This is a genomic window from Bradyrhizobium sp. STM 3561 (assembly GCF_045571455.1).
GTDB classification, from domain to species: Bacteria; Pseudomonadota; Alphaproteobacteria; order Rhizobiales; family Xanthobacteraceae; genus Bradyrhizobium; species Bradyrhizobium vignae.
Map to the genome: position 1 here is coordinate 2,219,780 of NZ_CP120695.1, position 17,031 is coordinate 2,236,810.

The 17,031-nt window shown below is 64.9% G+C and carries 16 protein-coding genes; 12 read left to right on the forward strand and 4 right to left on the reverse strand.

The features are described 5' to 3' along the window. Positions 1-45: 45 nt before the first annotated feature. The 10 genes from denD (at position 46) to P6U28_RS10160 (ending at position 8,587) form a co-directional block, all read left to right on the forward strand. A complete protein-coding gene (denD, locus tag P6U28_RS10115) occupies positions 46-1,032 on the forward strand; it encodes a D-erythronate dehydrogenase (RefSeq protein ID WP_122403739.1) in 987 nt (328 codons plus the stop codon). Between the two features lie 24 nt (positions 1,033-1,056). Further along, positions 1,057-2,025 carry a sugar kinase gene (locus tag P6U28_RS10120; RefSeq protein WP_407122135.1) on the forward strand — a complete coding sequence of 323 codons (969 nt, stop codon included), beginning with the start codon at positions 1,057-1,059 and terminating at the stop codon, positions 2,023-2,025. Between the two features lie 24 nt (positions 2,026-2,049). Then, positions 2,050-2,700 (forward strand): bifunctional 4-hydroxy-2-oxoglutarate aldolase/2-dehydro-3-deoxy-phosphogluconate aldolase, encoded by a 651-nt coding sequence (gene eda, locus P6U28_RS10125; RefSeq protein ID WP_122403738.1) that lies wholly within the window; start codon positions 2,050-2,052, stop codon positions 2,698-2,700. 60 nt (positions 2,701-2,760) lie between these two features. Continuing rightward, the gene (locus P6U28_RS10130; protein WP_122403737.1) at positions 2,761-3,930 is read left to right on the forward strand and encodes an acetyl-CoA acetyltransferase; all 1,170 of its coding nucleotides are present in this window, start codon (positions 2,761-2,763) and stop codon (positions 3,928-3,930) included. A 118-nt stretch (positions 3,931-4,048) separates the two neighbouring features. Beyond that, on the forward strand, positions 4,049-4,255 hold the full coding sequence (locus P6U28_RS10135; RefSeq protein ID WP_122403736.1) for a hypothetical protein: 207 nt from the start codon (positions 4,049-4,051) through the stop codon (positions 4,253-4,255). A gap of 124 nt (positions 4,256-4,379) precedes the next feature. Then, positions 4,380-5,579 carry a CaiB/BaiF CoA-transferase family protein gene (locus P6U28_RS10140; protein WP_122403735.1) on the forward strand — a complete coding sequence of 400 codons (1,200 nt, stop codon included), beginning with the start codon at positions 4,380-4,382 and terminating at the stop codon, positions 5,577-5,579. 153 nt (positions 5,580-5,732) lie between these two features. Continuing rightward, entirely contained in the window at positions 5,733-6,869 is a 1,137-nt protein-coding gene (locus P6U28_RS10145) for a thiolase family protein (RefSeq protein ID WP_407122137.1), read from the forward strand. Beyond that, positions 6,866-7,225: a Zn-ribbon domain-containing OB-fold protein gene (locus P6U28_RS10150; RefSeq protein ID WP_122403733.1), complete on the forward strand. Its 360-nt coding sequence runs from the start codon at positions 6,866-6,868 to the stop codon at positions 7,223-7,225. Before P6U28_RS10145 ends, P6U28_RS10150 begins: the two co-directional genes overlap by 4 nt. Before the next feature lie 506 nt (positions 7,226-7,731). Then, a complete protein-coding gene (locus P6U28_RS10155) occupies positions 7,732-8,259 on the forward strand; it encodes a carboxymuconolactone decarboxylase family protein (protein WP_100231867.1) in 528 nt (175 codons plus the stop codon). 25 nt (positions 8,260-8,284) lie between these two features. After that, positions 8,285-8,587 carry a nucleoside triphosphate pyrophosphohydrolase family protein gene (locus tag P6U28_RS10160; protein WP_162500319.1) on the forward strand — a complete coding sequence of 101 codons (303 nt, stop codon included), beginning with the start codon at positions 8,285-8,287 and terminating at the stop codon, positions 8,585-8,587. 123 nt (positions 8,588-8,710) lie between these two features. Here P6U28_RS10160 and glsA read toward each other — a convergent pair whose 3' ends face one another. From glsA to P6U28_RS10180, 4 genes are all read right to left on the reverse strand, one after another. After that, a complete protein-coding gene (glsA, locus tag P6U28_RS10165) occupies positions 8,711-10,558 on the reverse strand; it encodes a glutaminase A (protein WP_122403731.1) in 1,848 nt (615 codons plus the stop codon). Between the two features lie 21 nt (positions 10,559-10,579). Further along, the gene (locus P6U28_RS10170) at positions 10,580-12,652 is read right to left on the reverse strand and encodes a TRAP transporter permease (RefSeq protein ID WP_122403730.1); all 2,073 of its coding nucleotides are present in this window, start codon (positions 12,650-12,652) and stop codon (positions 10,580-10,582) included. A 150-nt stretch (positions 12,653-12,802) separates the two neighbouring features. Continuing rightward, complete coding sequence (locus tag P6U28_RS10175; protein WP_122403729.1) at positions 12,803-13,969, reverse strand: TAXI family TRAP transporter solute-binding subunit; 1,167 nt, start codon at positions 13,967-13,969, stop codon at positions 12,803-12,805. A gap of 167 nt (positions 13,970-14,136) precedes the next feature. Beyond that, a complete protein-coding gene (locus P6U28_RS10180) occupies positions 14,137-14,358 on the reverse strand; it encodes a biotin/lipoyl-containing protein (RefSeq protein WP_122403728.1) in 222 nt (73 codons plus the stop codon). Positions 14,359-14,452: 94 nt separating this feature from the next. Here P6U28_RS10180 and P6U28_RS10185 point away from each other — a divergent pair, with 94 nt between their 5' ends. Further along, entirely contained in the window at positions 14,453-15,427 is a 975-nt protein-coding gene (locus P6U28_RS10185; protein ID WP_407122140.1) for an IclR family transcriptional regulator, read from the forward strand. After that, positions 15,357-16,916, forward strand: coding sequence for an acyl-CoA carboxylase subunit beta (locus tag P6U28_RS10190; protein WP_122403726.1), 1,560 nt, complete (start codon positions 15,357-15,359; stop codon positions 16,914-16,916). The genes P6U28_RS10185 and P6U28_RS10190 overlap by 71 nt, the downstream gene beginning before the upstream one ends. The last annotated feature ends 115 nt before the right edge of the window (positions 16,917-17,031 follow it).

The window sequence follows — 17,031 nt, forward strand, 5'->3', positions numbered from 1 at the left end:
GCATCAGGAGCGGTGCGCTCCGGACAATAAGAAGGAGTTGAGCTCTTGCACATTCTGGTTCTCGGCGCCGCCGGCATGGTCGGCCGCAAACTCTGTGAACGGCTGTTGCGCGACGGCCGGCTCGGCAAGAGCGACATCACCAAGCTCACGATGCACGACGTGGTCGAACCGAAGAAACCGGAGAAGGCCGGTTTCCCCGTCGAGACCATGTCCGGTGATTTCGCCGTGCCCGGCGCGGCCGAGAAGCTGATCGCCGGCCGTCCCGACGTGATCTTCCATCTTGCGGCCATCGTCTCGGGCGAGGCCGAGCTCGATTTCGACAAGGGCTATCGCATCAATCTCGACGGCACGCGGATGCTGCTCGATGCCATCAGGCTGGCGGGCGGCGGCTACAAGCCGCGCGTCGTCTTCACGTCCTCGATCGCGGTATTCGGCGCGCCGTTTCCCGATGCGATCGGCGACGAGTTCTTCCACACGCCGCTGCTCAGCTACGGCGCCCAGAAGGCGATCGGCGAACTCCTGCTCGCCGACTATTCGCGCCGCGGTTTCCTCGACGGCATCGGCATCCGCCTGCCGACCATCTGCATCCGGCCGGGCCTGCCCAACAAGGCGGCATCGGGCTTCTTCTCCAACATCCTGCGCGAGCCGCTCGCCGGCAAGGAAGCGATCCTCCCCGTATCCGAGGACGTCCGCCACTGGCACGCCACGCCGCGCTCCGCCGTCGGCTTCCTGCTGCACGCGGGGACCATGGACCTCGCCACCGTCGGCCCGCGCCGCAATCTGACCATGCCGGGCCTGTCGGCCACGGTCGGCGAGCAGATCGCCGCCCTGAAGCGTGTTGCAGGCGAGAAGGTCGCCGCCCGCATCAAGCGCGAGCCCGATCCCTTCATCGTCGGCATCGTCGGCGGCTGGCCGCGCAATTTCGATGCAAAGCGTGCGCGCGAGCTCGGCTTCACCACCGCCGAGAAGAATTTCGACGATATCATCCGCATTCACATCGAAGACGAGCTCGGCGGCAATTTCGTCGCCTGATCTCTGACTGAGCGGACCCGAGTGATGGCGAGCGTTGCTTGCATCGGTGAATGCATGGTCGAGCTCCGGCAGGCGCAAGGAGGCGCCTCTGCCGGGCAGGGCGGCGGGCTCTATTCGCGCGGCTTCGGCGGCGATACCCTCAACACCGCCGTCTATCTGGCGCGGCTCGAGGTCAAGGTCGATTATCTCACCGCGCTCGGCGATGATGCCTTGAGCGATGAGATGATCGCGGCCTGGCATGCGGAAGGCGTCGGCACGCGCCGCGTCGTGCGGCTGCCGGGCAAGCTGCCCGGCCTCTACATGATCCAGCTGGATGCCAAGGGCGAGCGCCAGTTCTTCCACTGGCGCGACAGCGCGGCAGCGCGCCAGCTGATGAGCCTGCCGGAGACGGACGAGCTGCTCAACTCGCTGATGAGCTACGACGTCGTCTATCTCTCCGCCATCACGCTCTCGATCTACGACGCCCCCGGACGCGAGCGCCTGTTCACGGCCATCAAGCGCGCGCGCCTGCTCGGCACCCGCTTCGTGTTCGACACCAATTTCCGCGCGCGGGGATGGCCCGATCGCGACGTCGCCCGCGAGGTCTTTGCCACGGCCTTCGCAGCCGCCGACATCGTGCTGACCTCGACCGAGGACCTGCTTGCGCTCCATCCTGGCGAGACCCACGACCAGCTCATCGCGCGCATCAACACGCCGGAGCTGGTGTTCCGCCTCGCCGAGCCAGTCAGCTTGCTGCGGTTCCCCGGCGGGACCAGCGAGGTCCGCGCCGAGCCCATGACCAAGCCCGTGGTCGACACCACCGCCGCCGGCGACAGCTTTGCTGCCGCGTACATTGCCGCCCGGCTCGCCGGCGCCGAGCCGGTCGAGGCCGCCCAGGCCGGGCACCGACTCGCCAGCATCGTGATCTGCTATCCCGGCGCCATCATTCCGGGCTATGCCATGCCGCCGAAGAAGCGGCACCGGCCGGCCGGCTCTCGCCAGGCCACCAAGTGAAGCCACCAAGCGAAATCGAGCCCCATGACCACGACTGCCCAACAGAATCACCTCGTCGCGCTGTTCAAGGCAGCGACCGTCATTCCCGTCCTCACCATCGAACGCATCCAGGATGCCGTGCCGCTGGCGCGTGCGCTGGTCGCCGGCGGCGTCCGCACGCTGGAGGTGACCCTGCGCACCCCAGTTGCGATCGAGGCCGCGAGGGCGGTGATGGCAGAGGTCCCCGAGGCGGTCGTCGGCATCGGCACTATCCTCAACCCGGCCGATTTCACCCGTGTCGAGAAGCTCGGCGTCGCGTTCGGCATCAGCCCGGGCCTGACCCCCGATCTCCTCAAGGCCGCAACCGACAGCTCCTTGCCGTTCGCGCCGGGCGTTGCCACAGCCTCCGAGCTGATGGTGGCGCTGTCCTACGGCTTCGATGTCGCAAAGTTCTTTCCGGCGGAGCAGGCCGGCGGCATCAAGGGCCTGCGTGCCCTCGGCGGCCCGTTCCCGAACGTGCGGTTCTGCCCGACCGGCGGGGTCGGCGAGGCTAATGCGGCGACCTGGCTGGCCGAGCCCAACGTCGTCGCGGTCGGCGGGTCCTGGCTGTGCCCGACGGCGGAGATCCGGGCTGGGAACTGGGCCGGCATAACTGCCATCTGCCAGCGGACGCTTCAGGCCCTGAAAGCCGCGTGAAGTCTTGCCATCCCTGGGCTAAGACTTAGCTCAGGGAGAGACCTCCAGGGAGAAAAGATCATGACCGCCAGCATCGTCGGATGGGCGCATACGCCGTTCGGCAAGTTCGACACCGAAACAGTCGAAAGCCTCGTCACCCGCGTGGCCAATGAGGCGCTCGCGGATGCCGGCATTTCGGCCAGTGACGTCGACGAAATCGTGCTCGGCCATTTCAATGCCGGCTTCTCGCCCCAGGATTTCACCGCCTCTCTGGTGCTCCAGGCCGATCCGAAGCTGCGTTTCAAGCCGGCGACCCGCGTCGAGAACGCCTGCGCCACCGGCTCTGCCGCGGTGCATCAGGGCCTGCGCGCGATTGCCGCAGGGGCCGCCAGAATCGTCCTGGTCGTCGGCGTCGAGCAGATGACGCGCACCCCTAGCGCCGAGATCGGCAAGAACCTGCTCAAGGCGTCCTATCTGCCCGAGGACGGCGACACCGTCGGCGGCTTCGCCGGCGTGTTCGGCAAGATCGCCAGTTCCTATTTCCAGAAATACGGCGACCAGTCCGATGCGCTGGCGTTGATCGCGGCCAAGAACCACAAGAACGGCGTCGCCAATCCCTTCGCCCAGATGCGCAAGGATTTTGGCTTCGACTTCTGCCGCGCCGAGAGCGAGAAGAACCCTTACGTTGCAGGTCCGCTGAAGCGCACCGACTGCTCGCTGGTCTCGGACGGCGCCGCGGCTCTGGTGCTGGCCGATGCCGAGACGGCCAAGGGCATGACCAAGTCGATCGGCTTCCGCGCCACCGCACATGCCCAGGACTTCCTGCCCATGAGCAAGCGCGACATCCTGCAGTTCGAGGGCTGCACGGTCGCCTGGCAGCGCGCGCTGGAGAAGGCGGGCGTGACTCTGTCCGATCTCTCCTTCGTCGAGACCCATGACTGCTTCACCGTCGCCGAGCTGATCGAGTACGAAGCGATGGGCCTGACGCCGAAGGGGCAGGGCGCCCGCGCCATCAAGGAAGGCTGGACCCTCAAGGACGGCAAGCTGCCGGTCAATCCGTCCGGCGGGCTGAAGGCCAAGGGCCACCCGATCGGCGCCACCGGCGTTTCCATGCATGTGATGACCGCGATGCAGCTCGCAGGGCAGGCGCCCGAGGGCATGCAGCTCAAGAATGCCAAGCTTGGCGGCATCTTCAACATGGGCGGTGCGGCGGTTGCCAATTACGTTTCCGTGCTGGAGCCGCTGAAGTAAGCTCAGTTCTGGAGGTGGGCAAAGGCGCGCATGCGCCGCGCCCACCCCCTTTGCGCTAGATCATGGTGGGCTTCTCTGGCCCTCTTAATGCTCTTGATTGATTTTTAGGGAATGCATCATGAGCAATGAATACGAAACGTCACTGTCGATGGACGCTCTCAACGATCGCATCGCGATCCTCGAGGACAATATCCGCCAGCTCATCGAGCAGGCCGCTGCCGCCTCGGGTGAGCAGAACGAGTCGCGGATCGCCGACCGCATCAACCAGCAGAACGACGAACTCGACCGTCTCATCAAGATCCGCGAATCCCGCCAGAAGAAATAGCGGCCGACATCGCCGCGCGATGCATGCCGCCATACGGCGGCCGCCCTTGCGTGAGCGGCGGCACTGCCGTTAGCTGGACCGAAATCGCGAGGGCGTGTGAGCCCCGCGCAATCGGGAGCGAACGATGGGGCCGCTGAAGGGCATCAAGGTCATCGACATGACCACCGTGCTGATGGGACCTTACGCGACCCAGATGCTCGGCGATTGCGGTGCCGACGTCATCAAGGTGGAATCGCTGGACGGCGACGTCACCCGCCTGATCGGTCCGATGCGACACGCCGGCATGGGCCCGGTGTTCCTCAACACCAACCGCAGCAAGCGCTCGATCTGCCTCGACCTGAAGAAGCCCGCAGGCCGCGAAGCCGTGCTGCGGCTGCTGAAGGACGCCGACGTCCTGGTCTACAACGTCCGTCCGCAAGCGATGGCGCGGCTTCAGCTCGGCTACGATGTCGTCTCCGAGGTCAATCCGCGCCTGGTCTATGCCGGCGTGTTCGGCTTCGGTCAGAACGGCCCCTATGCCGCAAAACCCGCCTATGACGATCTGATCCAGGGCGCCACCGCGCTGCCGGCGCTGATGGCGCAGACCGGCGACGGCGTGCCGCGCTACGTGCCGAACGCGCTGGTCGATCGCATCGTCGGTCTCACCGCCGTCGGTGCAATCTGCGCCAGCCTCGTGCACCGTGATCGCACCGGGCGCGGCCAACGCGTCGACATCCCGATGTTCGAGACCATGGCCGGCTTCGTCATGGGCGACCACATGGGCGGGCTTACCTATGAGCCGCCGCTCGACAAGGGCGGCTATGCCCGCCACCTCTCGCGTGACCGCAGGCCGTACAAGACCTCCGACGGCTATCTCAGCGTCATCGTCTACAACGACAAGCAGTGGGAGAACTTCTTCAAGGCAACGCGGCGCGACGACCTGCGCGCCGATCCAAAATTCTCCACCTTCGCCGGCCGTGCCGCCAATATCGATCTCGTCTACGCCGAGCTCGCGCGCATCTTCGAGACGCGGACCACGGCCGAATGGATCGACCTGCTGACGAAAGCCGATGTGCCCGTGATGCCGATGCACGATCTTGCCTCGATCCTGCACGACGAGCATCTGGAGGCGACCGGCTTTTTTCCGGTCGTCACCCATCCGACTGAAGGCCCGATCCGCAGCATGAAGGTGACTGCGACCTGGTCCGAGACCGAGGCCGAGCCCGTGCGCCTGGCCCCGCGCCTCAACGAGCACGGCGCCGAGATTTTGCGCGAGATCGGATACTCCCACGATGAGATCGCGGCCATGGTCCGCGACGGCGTCACGCGTGCGGCGCCGGAGTAGGGAAGTAGAGATGACCACGCCTCTCTCATCCGTCATTCCGGGGCGATGCGTCAGCAGCGAACCCGGAATCTCGAGATTCTCAGGTGCGCTAGGGCGCACCAGAGTTCGATCCTTCGGGCCGCCCCGGAATGACGAGGAGGAGGAGAGAGCACCATGAGCTTCATCACCGGCGTCGGTCTCACGCCGTTCGGCAGGCACGACGGCTCGTCCTCGCTCGATCTGATGAGCAAGGCCGCGCAAGCCGCGCTCGACGATGCCGGGCTGAAGCGCTCCGAGATCGACGGCATCCTCTGCGGCTACTCTACCGTCTCCCCGCACATCATGCTCGCCACCGTCTTCGCCGAGCATTTTGGCATTCGCCCATCCTACGCCCACGCCGTGCAGGTCGGCGGCGCTACCGGGCTGGCGATGACGATGCTCGCCCATCATCTCGTCGACGCCGGCGTCGCGCGCAACGTGCTCGTCGTTGCCGGCGAGAACCGCCTCACCGGGCAGAGCCGTGACGCCTCGATCCAGGCGCTGGCGCAGGTCGGCCATCCCGATTACGAGGTGCCGCTCGGGCCGACCATCCCCGCTTATTACGGCCTCGTCGCTAACAGATACATGCATGAATACGGTGTGACCGAAGAGGACCTCGCCGAGTTCGCGGTGTTGATGCGCGCCCACGCCTGCACCCATCCAGGCGCGCAATTCCATGATCCCATCACGGTCGCCGATGTCATGGCCTCGAAACCGGTCGCAATGCCGCTCAAGCTGCTCGACTGCTGCCCGGTGTCTGACGGCGGCGCGGCGTTTGTCATCAGCCGCGAGCGAACGAACGAGGCCGGCGTGCGCATCCGCGGCTGCGCGCAAGCCCACACACATCAGCATGTCACGACCGCGCCCGGCCTCAGTGAGCTCGGCGCCGAGATCTCCATCGCCCGTGCGATGGAAGCTACCGGCCTTGCGATCTCCGACGTGCGCTATGCCGCGATCTACGACAGCTTTACGATCACGCTCGCGATGCTGCTGGAAGACCTCGGTCTCGCCGGTCGCGGCGAAGCGGCCGCGCGCGTGCGTGCCGGCCATTTCGACCGTGACGGCGCGATGCCGCTCAATACCCATGGTGGCCTGCTCAGCTACGGCCATTGCGGTGTCGGCGGCGCCATGGCGCATCTGGTCGAGACGCATTTGCAGATGACGGGTCGGGCGGCTAGCCGCCAGGTGCGGGATGCGTCCATTGCGCTGCTGCACGGCGACGGCGGCGTGCTGTCCTCCCACGTGAGCATGTTCCTGGAGCGGGTGCGATGAGCGAGCGGCTAGCCGACTGGACCCTGGGTGAGCAGGCCATCACCTTCCAGGTCTGCACCTCATGCGGTCACGTCCAGTATTTCCACCGCGCCTTTTGCGCAGCCTGCGGGGCATCCGATCCGCGCGAGCACCGCGCCAGCGGTAAGGGCAGGGTATACGCGGTTTCGCTGGTCTGCCGTGCGGCCACGCCGCAGACGCGCGCGCACGTGCCCTACAACATCCTGCTGGTCGATTGCGCCGAGGGTTTTCGCATGATGGCGCATGGTGACAACGGCCTCGCCATCGGCGATTCGGTCGTCGCGAGCTTTAGGCTGTTCGCCGGAAAGCTGGTGCCGTACTTTGCCAAGAGCAAATAGTGGGATCCGTCATTCGGGGGCGGTCATGGGACCGAGCCTGGAACGGGAATTCTGGGCCTGGCCTGCTAGGGCCGCGCTTTGCGCGGTCCCGGGAGAGCCACCCCGGAATGACGAAAACTCTTAAACGCTCAGCTCAACGCCCGTAGAACAAGATGCTGGCGATGACGAGCATCGCCGTCACCGCCAGCATATGCGCGAGCGCTCCCGAGGCCGCCCCCTTGATGGCTTCCTTCATGCCGTTTTCTCCCTAGACTTGGGCGTGACTCATCGTTGCGCGGATAGCGCACACGACGGCCAATTGCTTGTACTCGGAACACCCCTTGCGAGTATCCGCTGCGATTTGTCCCCACGCGGCGAATATCGACTGTGTCAGGGTCGATCAGCAATGCGGCGGCAATTTGACTCGATGTTGTTGCTCCTGCGTCGATGCGCGAATAGAGTCTTTGGGAACTTTCGCCGGCGGCGACAAAAAGCATCAAAAGCTCAGGGAAAACTTCAGGAAAATCATGGCCCGCATTCAGTACAGCGACCCGTCCAAGGCATCCGACCGCACCCGCGAAATCCTCGACAAGAACCGTCATGCCAACATCTTCCGCATGATGGCGCACTCGCCGAGCTATTTCGAGCAGTACTGTCGCTTAGGAGGCGCCATCAGGCACAAGGGCGAGCTCGATCCCGTCGTGCGCGAGCTTGCGATCACGCGCACCGGCATCCTGTGCGAGGCTCCGTACGAGATCGTCGCGCACAAGCGGATCGGCAAGAATGTCGGCGTCACCGACGCGCAGAACGAGGCGCTCGAGAACTGGCAGGCCGCGTCTTGCTTCAACGAGGTGCAGCGCGCCGCGCTCGCCTTCACCGACGAAATCGTGAAGCTGAAGAAGCCGACGGACGCGACCTTCAAGGCGATCGCATCGAAGCTGACGCCGGCCGCACTGGTCGAATTGCAGCTCTCGGTCGGCTTCTACATCATGACTTCAAAGTTCCTGGAAACGTTCGAGATCGATCTCCAGCCCGTCACCGAAGTGGTGGGCTAATCCAAAGCGGCGGCGAGGGATACTCATGACGATCGATGAATATGCGGTCTGGGCCGCGAGCGTTGCGAAAGTCGATGAGCATCCGTCCAACGAGCGGTTGTCCTATCTCGGGCTCGGCCTTGCCGGCGAATCCGGTGAGGTCGCCGACCACATCAAGAAGCTGCTGCGTGACAACTGGCTCGACCAGGCGGGTCTCGTCGATGAGCTCGGCGACGTCATCTACTATTGGGCCTGCCTGTGCGCGGCGACAGGCCAGAAGCCGTCCGAACTGCTCGACAAGAGTGCGGCAAAGATCAAGCGGCGGTTGAGCGAGGCGGCGAGCCGGTAGAGCAAGATGCGCATTGGGCACTGATAGTCCCCATAGCGTCCTGCCACACCTTGCCACTAGCACGGAGAACGTGGATGCCCGGGACAAGCCCGGCATGACGACCATTGAATGAATGTCAAACGCTCAGGTCGATGTCAGAATATCGACCTTCGCGTTGGCGACGATGAGGCGGTCGGCCAGCAGCTGTGCCAAATTGCGCATGATGCATTCGCTGGCGCGCGGGTGCTGCTTGCGGTAGCGCTCGAAATCGTTCAGCGGCACCTCGAATGCGGTCGCCGCCATATCGGCGAACACGTCGGCGGAGCGGGTCGGCTCCAGCAGCGCCATTTCGCCGAACGCCATGCCGGCGGTGAGCGTCGCCAGCCGTACGCCATCGGGCAAGGTGACATGCACCGCGCCGCTGCGTAGGAAGTACAGAGCATCGGCGGGATCACCGGTTGCGAGAATCTTCGCGCCGGATTGATAGGTCCTGATCGCGCAGAGCGAAGCCAGATCGGTCAGCTCTTCCTCGCTCAGCCCCGCCAGCAGCGGCTGCTCGGCGAGCTCGGTGGTCTCGTGAAAGTCGATCGAGCCGCCATAGCGGTAGACAATCTGGTCTTCGGCCCATTCGATCGCGGTATCGAGTAAATAGAAGTCGCGGACGTTCTTCAGCTCTGCGGTCCATTCGCGCAAGGTGTTCCACTCCTTGGAGGTGCGCCGCACGCCTGACAAAACCACGGTGACATTCAGCGCGGCCAATTCCTCGAAGGCTTCCGCCACAAGCCGCGCGCCGGCGCGCGTGGTCGAGGTCACGCGGTGAAGATCGAAGATCACGAATTGCGGCCGCGGCCGTCCGGCAAGCCGCCGCGAAACGTAGTCGACCGCCGACAGCGAGAGCGTGCCGACCAGCTCGATGATCCGCACCTCCTGCTCATGCGCGGCGAGGATCTCGCGCTCCTGCGGGCGGCGCACGCGGCGCGACGGGCTCTTGCCGATGTCGTAATCCGCGATGACGGCGTTGCGGGCGTCGTCGCTGCGGTTGAGCATGTGCAGATCGTAGTGCGAAGACAGAGCCTCGCAGACCTTGATGCCGCGCACGCTGTTGCCGTGCTTGTCGAGTTTTGGCGAATAGCTGCCGAGCCCGAGCCGGGCAGGGAGCGCGGCCAGGATGCCGCCGCCGACACCGCTCTTGGCGGGAATGCCGATCCGGTAGATCCACTCGCCGGCATAGTCGTACATGCCCGAGGACGTCATCACCGACAGCGTGCGCGAGATCGCGTAAGCGCTCAGCACCTGCTCGCCGGTGACGGGATTGACGCCGCGATTGGCAAGCGTCGCCGCCATCACTGCGATGTCGCGCGCCGTGACCAGCACGGCGCATTGGCGGAAATAGACGTCGAGGACGCCGGCGACATTGTCCGAGATCACCGCGTTGGTCTTCAGGAGATACGCGATGGCGCGGTTGCGGTCGCCGGTCTGGCTTTCGGAAGCATAAACGGCTTCGTCCACGGCAAGATCGCGTCCGGCAAAGCGGCTGAGCGCGACGCGAATCTGCTCGAAGGCCTCGCTGCCCTTGCTGTCATAGATCAGGCCGGTGCAGGCGATCGCGCCGGCATTGACCATCGGGTTGAACGGATGGTTGTCGGAATTGAGCCGGATGGAGTTGAAGGGATCGCCCGAGGGCTCGACGCCGATCGCGCTCTCGACCTTGCTCGCGCCCAAAAGGTCCAGCGCCAGCGCGAACACGAAGGGCTTGGACATCGACTGGATGGTGAAGGGCACCCGGCTGTCGCCCACTTCATAGACATGCCCATCCAGTGTGGCGAGGCTGATGCCGAAATAGGCAGGGTCGGCCTTGCCGAGCTCGGGAATGTAGTCCGCCACGTCGCCGGACGTTTCGGCCGAGAATTCGCTGAGGCAATTGTCTAGAAACCGCAGCAAGGGCGGTTTCGACCGGGTCCAGGCATTGGCGAGAGGCGAGAGCGGTTTCATCGCCTCCCTTGTGCAACGCAATCAGGGCACGCGCAACCCGTTCGGCAAGGGCGACTGCCGCCGCACCAGCAACAGGGTGATCAGAATCGTGGGTGCGAGTATCGCAAGCCCGAGAAGCGTGACCTGCCACTGTGACAGCGGCATGATCCCGCCGCCGGGGGTCGCCACCACGAAGCCGCCGATCACGAGCAGCAGGCGGATTGGCCATTCCAGCGCGCCGGCGGCGCGCAGGTCCCCGACGAAGGGCTGGTAGCCCTGGATCCCGCCGCAGATGAACAGCGTGCCGAAGGCGGCGAGGCCCATCAGGCCGAGGCCGGCCAGATAGGGGCTCGGCCCTTGCAGCACCAGCGCTGGATTGAGCACGAAGAAGAACGGCAGGAAATAGATGATGCTGCCGACCCACATCGATTCCCAGCCCGTCTTCATGGCCGGCGAACCGGCGATGCCTGCGGCCGCGAAGGAGGCGATCGCAACCGGCGGCGTGATCGAGGACAGCATGCCCCAGTAGAAGATGAACATGTGCACGGCCATGCGGTTCAGCCCGAGTTTCTCCAAGGCGGGCGCGACCAGGATGGCGAGGAAGATGTAGCAGGCCGTCGTCGTCAGCCCGAGGCCGAGGACGAGGCTGGTGAGAGCGCACATGCCGAGCAGCAGGAAGGCGTTGTCGCCCGCGATGTGCAGCAGGTCGTTGGCGAGGCTCGACACCACGCCGGTCATCGAGAAGGCGCCGATCAGGAGACCGCAGCCGGCGAGGATGCCGACCAGCTCGACGAAGGTGCGCCCGTTGACCTCCAGGAATTTACCGATGGTCGCCAACGTCCAGCGCGTGTCCTTGGAGAAGAGTTGGTTGAGCACCAGCAGCAGCGCGGTGGCGTAGAACGGCGCGTGGCTCTCGCGCTTGAAGTAGAGCAGCATCACGATGAGGAGCGCGATGACGAAGACGTAGTACCAGCCGTCCTTGATCGTATCCATGATCCGCGGCAGCTCGGCGCGCGGAATGCCCTTCAGCTTGTGGCGCGCGGCATAGGCGTCGACCTGCATGAACAGCCCGACATAATAGAGCGCGGCCGGAATGATCGCTGCGACCGCGACGTCGGCGTAGCTGACGTTGAGAAACTGCGCGATCACGAAAGCGGTGGCGCCCATCACCGGCGGCGCCAGCACCGCGCCGGTCGAGGCGCAGGCCTCGATCGCGCCGGCATAGGAGGCGCGGAAGCCGCTCTTCTTCATCACGGGGATGGTCATGGTGCCGGCGGTGAGCACGTTGGAGATGATCGAGCCGGACATCATGCCGAGCAGGCCGCTGGCGAAGATGCAGACCTTGGCGGCGCCGCCGCGGAAGGTGCCGCACAGTGCAAAGGCCAGATTGATGAAGAATTTGCCGGCCCCGGTCATCATCAGCGCGGTGCCGAACACCAGGAAGCCGATCACGGTGTCGGCAAAAGCCTGGATGGGAATGCCGAGCAGGCTCTCGCCCGAGAGCACGTGATAGGCGGTCGCCTGCTCGAGCGTCGACTGCGTGCCGCGGAACGGCCCGAGCCAGCCAGCCTCGGCGAACAGCGGATAGACTGTGAAGGGCAGCACGCTCAGCAGCAGGCTCCAGCCGCCGGTGCGGCGCAGCGCCTCCATCAGCAACACCCACATCACGAGACCTGCCGCAATCACGGTGTTGGGCGCACCGCCGAATTCCCAGCCGGCCTCCGCCGCCTTGCGCACGTTCGACATCAGCATGAGGGACGCCGCGAAGGTCGCGACGAACAGGACGAGGTCATACCAGGGGATCCGGTCGAGCGGCGCCCGTTCGGTGCCCGGAAAGATGAGGAACGTGAACGGCAGCATCAGCGCGATCAGGAGATAGAAATACTCCGTGTTGAGCTGGGTGTAGCCGACGAAGAAGCGCAGCGAGAATTGCTGGTTGATGCAGAGCAGGATCGTCGCCGCGGTTGCTGCCACCAGCGCCCAGCGCCAGCCGCCGCGAAGTGTGCGCACGCGCGTCACCTCCGCCTCCTGCATGTTGCCGGCGGCGCCATGCGGATCGTCGAACACGACCCGCTTGGCCTCGTCTTGCGAGGCGGAGGAAGTGGAAGAGGACATGAGCGACCCCGCGCGTGGACTGGCCATTGCTGATTACGTGAATGGCGAGTGGTTGAATCGATAGCGCCGCGCGCTCCTCGACCTCTCCCGCAAGCGGGAGAGGGAGTGCACCTCTCGCGTGACAGCGATCGAGTCCGGTAACGCCACCTTCTATTCCTCGAACCCATTCGGCATGCCGGCTTTGGCCAGCGCGGCGGCGCGCGCCTTCATCCAGCCGTCGAGGAACGCCTTGTCGTCTGAGGGTGGATTGGACTTGCCGTACTCCGTCCACGCCGCGGCGAGCACCTCCTGGCGCTTGAACAGCTTGTTGTTGTGCGCCTCCTGCGCGTCGCTCCATTGCCCGGCCTCCTTCAGCGCCTTCACGGCGCCGGGATGCACCGGCACCACCCAGTTCTTGGTCTGGCGATCGGCCGCGAGCCCGCCGGCGCCGGGCGCGGAATCCTTGTAGGCGTCGTAATTGACGATCATCGCCTTGGAGATGGCGTAGACCTGGTCGATTGGTTGCGAGGCATAGGCGACGAAGATCGGGTAGGGGTAGTTGCCGAGCTCGACCGGCTTCTCCGGCGAGATGCCGGCGCCGCAGGTCGCAAGCTGCGGAAAGAAGAACGAGCCGACCTTCTGCATCCGTGCCCAGCCTTCCTTGTCGTTGGCCGGCAGCGGCGGCCAGATCAATCCGCGCGGCGAGGTCTCGGCCTCCTTGGCGGGGCCGGTGATGGTGGTGCCGAAGGCGGCATCGACGTCGTTGTTGATCAACCCTTTCCACATCGCCCCATAGCTTGCGAACTCGACCGTCTTGACGTCCTTCTGCGTCAACCCTGCAAAGGCGAGCACCGCGAGTGAATTCTGGTTCAGCGCGGGCGAGCCGACCACGAAGCCGACGCGCTTGCCCTTGAGGTCCTTCAGCTCCTTCACGCCGGTGTCGGCGGCCACCGCAAGCGAACCGCAATTGCAGTCGACGGTCGAGAGCAGGATCTGGAGCGGCTGCGGGCCCCATTCCTTCGAGCCGAACTCGAACACGCCTTCCTGCGCGAAGTAAGTGCCCGATCCCATCGCCGCGGTAACCGCGCGCTTGGCGCGCAGCGGCGCGAGACGCGCCACGTCGTTGCCGGCGGGGAGCACGCGCACGTCGGTGCCGTACTTGTCCTTCATCATCTTGCCGACCCCGACCGCGATGTTGAAGCCGGCGGTGCCGGTGTCATAGGCAGTGAACGTCAATGTCGCCGGCAGCTTGATGTCTTCGGCCAACGCATAGCGTGTAGACGCAAAAGAAAAGCCCGCCACCAAGGCAGGCGCGAGCATGAGCAGCCCACGAAGCATGTTTCCCTCCGATGATCCCCGCGTTCGTCGCGAAGATTTTCTTTCTTTGTTTGAAACAGAATTTTGTTTGAGCAGATCATGTCACCGGGCATTCGCGATGGCAACGCCGTAGCGTGCATGCGGGAATGCGGCTGACAGATTGTCGCGGAAACGACCGGATAAAACACTCAACTCGTGACGATCGCGATCGCCTGTCCCTCGGCGACGACGTCGTCGAGCTTCACCAGAAGCGATGTGATCGTGCCGTTCGCCGGCGAAAGCACCGGGATCTCCATCTTCATCGCTTCGACGACCACAACGTCATCGCCATCTGCGACGGTTCCTCCAACTTGCACGGGAGTTGCGCAGATGCGTCCCGCGACCTCGGTGACGATCTTAATTTCTGGCATGCCATCGCCTTTTTGTTGTCGTCGCAAAATGCCTGAGGTAGCGTCGTCTGCAAGTGGAATTTAATTCCGCAGAGCGAAACAGACGGTAGGGATCATGGGACGACGTTCGGAGCGGTTGAGCAGGCAAGGTGCGCTCGCTGGTGATGCCGGTGAGGGTGATGTCATCCAGGTGGTGTCGCGCGCGTTCGATGTGTTGCGATGCTTCGAGGGCCACGAGGCGAGGCTCGGCAATCTCGAGATTTCGAACCGCTGCGGTTTGCCGCGCTCGACGGTATCGCGGCTCACGCACACGCTGACCCGCATGGGCCAGCTGGTGTATCTGCCGCGCGATCAGAAATATCGCATCGGCCCCAGCGCGGTGGCGATGAGCGCCTCGATGATGAAGGGCGCGCAACTGCGCAGCATGATCCGGCAGCGGCTCCAGGAAGTGGCCGAGCAGCTGCCGGGCACCGTCGGCTTCGTCTTGCCCGATCGCTTCCATCTCGTCTATCTCCTGTTCGCGCGCTCGGCGAGCGCGCTCGGCCTGCACGAGGGCACCGGTAGCCGCATCTCGATGGCGTCGACCGCCGCAGGCGCGGCCTACACCGCGGCCCTGGCGCCGGAAGTCGGCGATGCCTTCGTCGCAGACATGGAGCGGGAAGCCCCCGAGGCTGCCAAGATTCTCAAACCCCGCATCGAGGCCAACCGGCAGTCGCTGCGCGAGCGCGGCTATGTCGTGGCCTGCGGCCTTTGGAGCCCGCACATCAACGGCCTCGCGGTGCCGATCTGGTCGCCGCAATACCAGACCTTCGTGGTCATCACGATCGGCCTGCTGTCGGCGATGTATGACGAGCAGCGTCTGCATGACGAAGTCGCTCCGCTGATGCTCGAGCTTGGCCGCTCGCTCGGCAGCCTGATGGAAGGCGCGGAGGGCAACGCCTTCAACAACCGTATCTCGCGTAAGCCGGTCGCCATGGCCGTGCACAACAACAACAAGCCGATCAATTCGGAGGGAGTGAATGAACTGGAAGCCGGAACTCGACGAGCTCGCCCGGCGCGAAGCCTTCGCGCGGGAGATGGGCGGCGTTGACAAGGTCAAGCGACAGCATGACCAGGGCCGGCTGACTGTTCGGGAGCGTATCGACAAGCTGATCGACAAAGGCAGCTTCCACGAGATCGGTGCCGTCGCCGGCATCGGTGAGTACGATTCCAGCGGCGATCTGAAGAAGCTGACGCCTGCGAACTGCGTGTTCGGCCGCGCGCGCGTCGACGGCCGCACCGTGGTGGTGGTGGGCGACGATTTCACCGTGCGCGGCGGCTCGGCCGATGCGTCGATCTCGGCGAAGCCGTTGATGGCGGAGGAGATGGCGCATGACTTCCGCCTGCCCATCATCCGCATCATCGAGGGCTCCGGCGGCGGCGGCTCGGTCAGGACCATCGAGACCAAGGGCGCTGCGAACCTGCCCGGCGGCATCGGCGGCACGCGCTGGTATCGCTTCACGACGGAAAATCTGTCGCGGGTGCCGGTGGTCGCGCTCGGCCTCGGCTCGGTGGCGGGCTTAGGTGCCGCGCGCCTTGCCGCCAGCCATTACTCCATCATGACGCGGAAGTCCGCGATGTTCGTTGCGGGCCCGCCGGTGGTGAAGGCGCTGGGGCAGGATCTGACCAAGGAGGAGCTCGGCGGCGCGGAGATCCAAACCCGCGCCGGCGCGGTCGATCATGCCGTCGATACGGAAGAGGAGGCGTTCGCCTGCGCGCGCCGTTTCCTCTCCTATCTGCCGTCGTCGGTCTACGAGCTGCCGCCGACCTTGCCCTGCACCGACGATCCGGAGCGAAGCGACGAGGCGCTGATGAATGCGGTGCCGCGCAACCGCAAGCAGGTCTACAAGATGCGCCCCATCATCGAGTCCGTCGTCGACAAGGGATCGTTCTTCGAGGTCGGCAAGAATTTCGGCAAGCCCGTTATCGTGGGCCTCGCGCGGCTCGAGGGCAGGGCGGTGCTGCTGCTCGCCAGCGACAGTTTCCACTACGGCGGCTCCTGGACCGCGGATGCCTGCCAGAAAGTGGTGCGCTGGGTCGATTTCGCCGAGACCTTCCATCTGCCGGTCGTCTATCTCATGGATTGCCCAGGCTTCATGATCGGCTTCGACGCCGAGAAGGCGGCCACCATCCGCCACGGCGTCCGCGCCATGGCCGCGGTCAACCAGACCACCGTGCCCTGGTGCACCGTGATCCTGCGCAACGCCTTCGGCGTTGCCGGCGTGGTGCATCAGCCCGCCGACCGCTTCTCGATCCGCTATGCCTGGCCGTCGGCCTATTGGGGCTCGCTTCCGCTCGAGGGCGGCATCGAAGCCGCCTACCGCGCCGACATCGACTCGGCGGAAGACAAGGCGGCGAAGCTGAAGGAGATCGAAGAGCGCCTCAACAAGCTCCGCTCGCCGTTCCGCTCGGCCGAAAAATTCTGGGTCGAGGAGATCATCGATCCCAGGAAGACGCGGTCGCTGTTGTGCGAGTTCGTACGCCTCGCCGAGCCGCTGCGAAAAGCAGGGCCGCCGGAGAACTTTTCAATCAGGCCGTAGAACTCTCAAACGTTCTTGCGAGGAACTGCTGTGACGAAGTAATCCAGAAACCCTCTGCGATGACGGTCATGAGACGCCTCTATCGCCGTCATCCTGGGGTGGTCGCTTCTTCAGC

Excerpts from the sequence above, each read along its gene's own strand:
- P6U28_RS10175 (WP_122403729.1), bottom strand. The coding sequence starts at position 13,969 with ATGCTTCGTGGGCTGCTCATGCTCGCGCCTGCCTTGGTGGCGGGCTTT.
- P6U28_RS10170 (WP_122403730.1), bottom strand. The coding sequence starts at position 12,652 with ATGTCCTCTTCCACTTCCTCCGCCTCGCAAGACGAGGCCAAGCGGGTC.
- P6U28_RS10180 (WP_122403728.1), bottom strand. The coding sequence starts at position 14,358 with ATGCCAGAAATTAAGATCGTCACCGAGGTCGCGGGACGCATCTGCGCA.
- P6U28_RS10185 (WP_407122140.1), top strand. The coding sequence starts at position 14,453 with ATGGGACGACGTTCGGAGCGGTTGAGCAGGCAAGGTGCGCTCGCTGGT.
- P6U28_RS10190 (WP_122403726.1), top strand. The coding sequence starts at position 15,357 with ATGAACTGGAAGCCGGAACTCGACGAGCTCGCCCGGCGCGAAGCCTTC.
- P6U28_RS10160 (WP_162500319.1), top strand. The coding sequence starts at position 8,285 with ATGACGATCGATGAATATGCGGTCTGGGCCGCGAGCGTTGCGAAAGTC.
- P6U28_RS10140 (WP_122403735.1), top strand. The coding sequence starts at position 4,380 with ATGGGGCCGCTGAAGGGCATCAAGGTCATCGACATGACCACCGTGCTG.
- P6U28_RS10150 (WP_122403733.1), top strand. The coding sequence starts at position 6,866 with ATGAGCGAGCGGCTAGCCGACTGGACCCTGGGTGAGCAGGCCATCACC.
- eda (WP_122403738.1), top strand. The coding sequence starts at position 2,050 with ATGACCACGACTGCCCAACAGAATCACCTCGTCGCGCTGTTCAAGGCA.
- P6U28_RS10130 (WP_122403737.1), top strand. The coding sequence starts at position 2,761 with ATGACCGCCAGCATCGTCGGATGGGCGCATACGCCGTTCGGCAAGTTC.
- P6U28_RS10145 (WP_407122137.1), top strand. The coding sequence starts at position 5,733 with ATGAGCTTCATCACCGGCGTCGGTCTCACGCCGTTCGGCAGGCACGAC.
- P6U28_RS10155 (WP_100231867.1), top strand. The coding sequence starts at position 7,732 with ATGGCCCGCATTCAGTACAGCGACCCGTCCAAGGCATCCGACCGCACC.
- P6U28_RS10135 (WP_122403736.1), top strand. The coding sequence starts at position 4,049 with ATGAGCAATGAATACGAAACGTCACTGTCGATGGACGCTCTCAACGAT.
- P6U28_RS10120 (WP_407122135.1), top strand. The coding sequence starts at position 1,057 with ATGGCGAGCGTTGCTTGCATCGGTGAATGCATGGTCGAGCTCCGGCAG.
- glsA (WP_122403731.1), bottom strand. The coding sequence starts at position 10,558 with ATGAAACCGCTCTCGCCTCTCGCCAATGCCTGGACCCGGTCGAAACCG.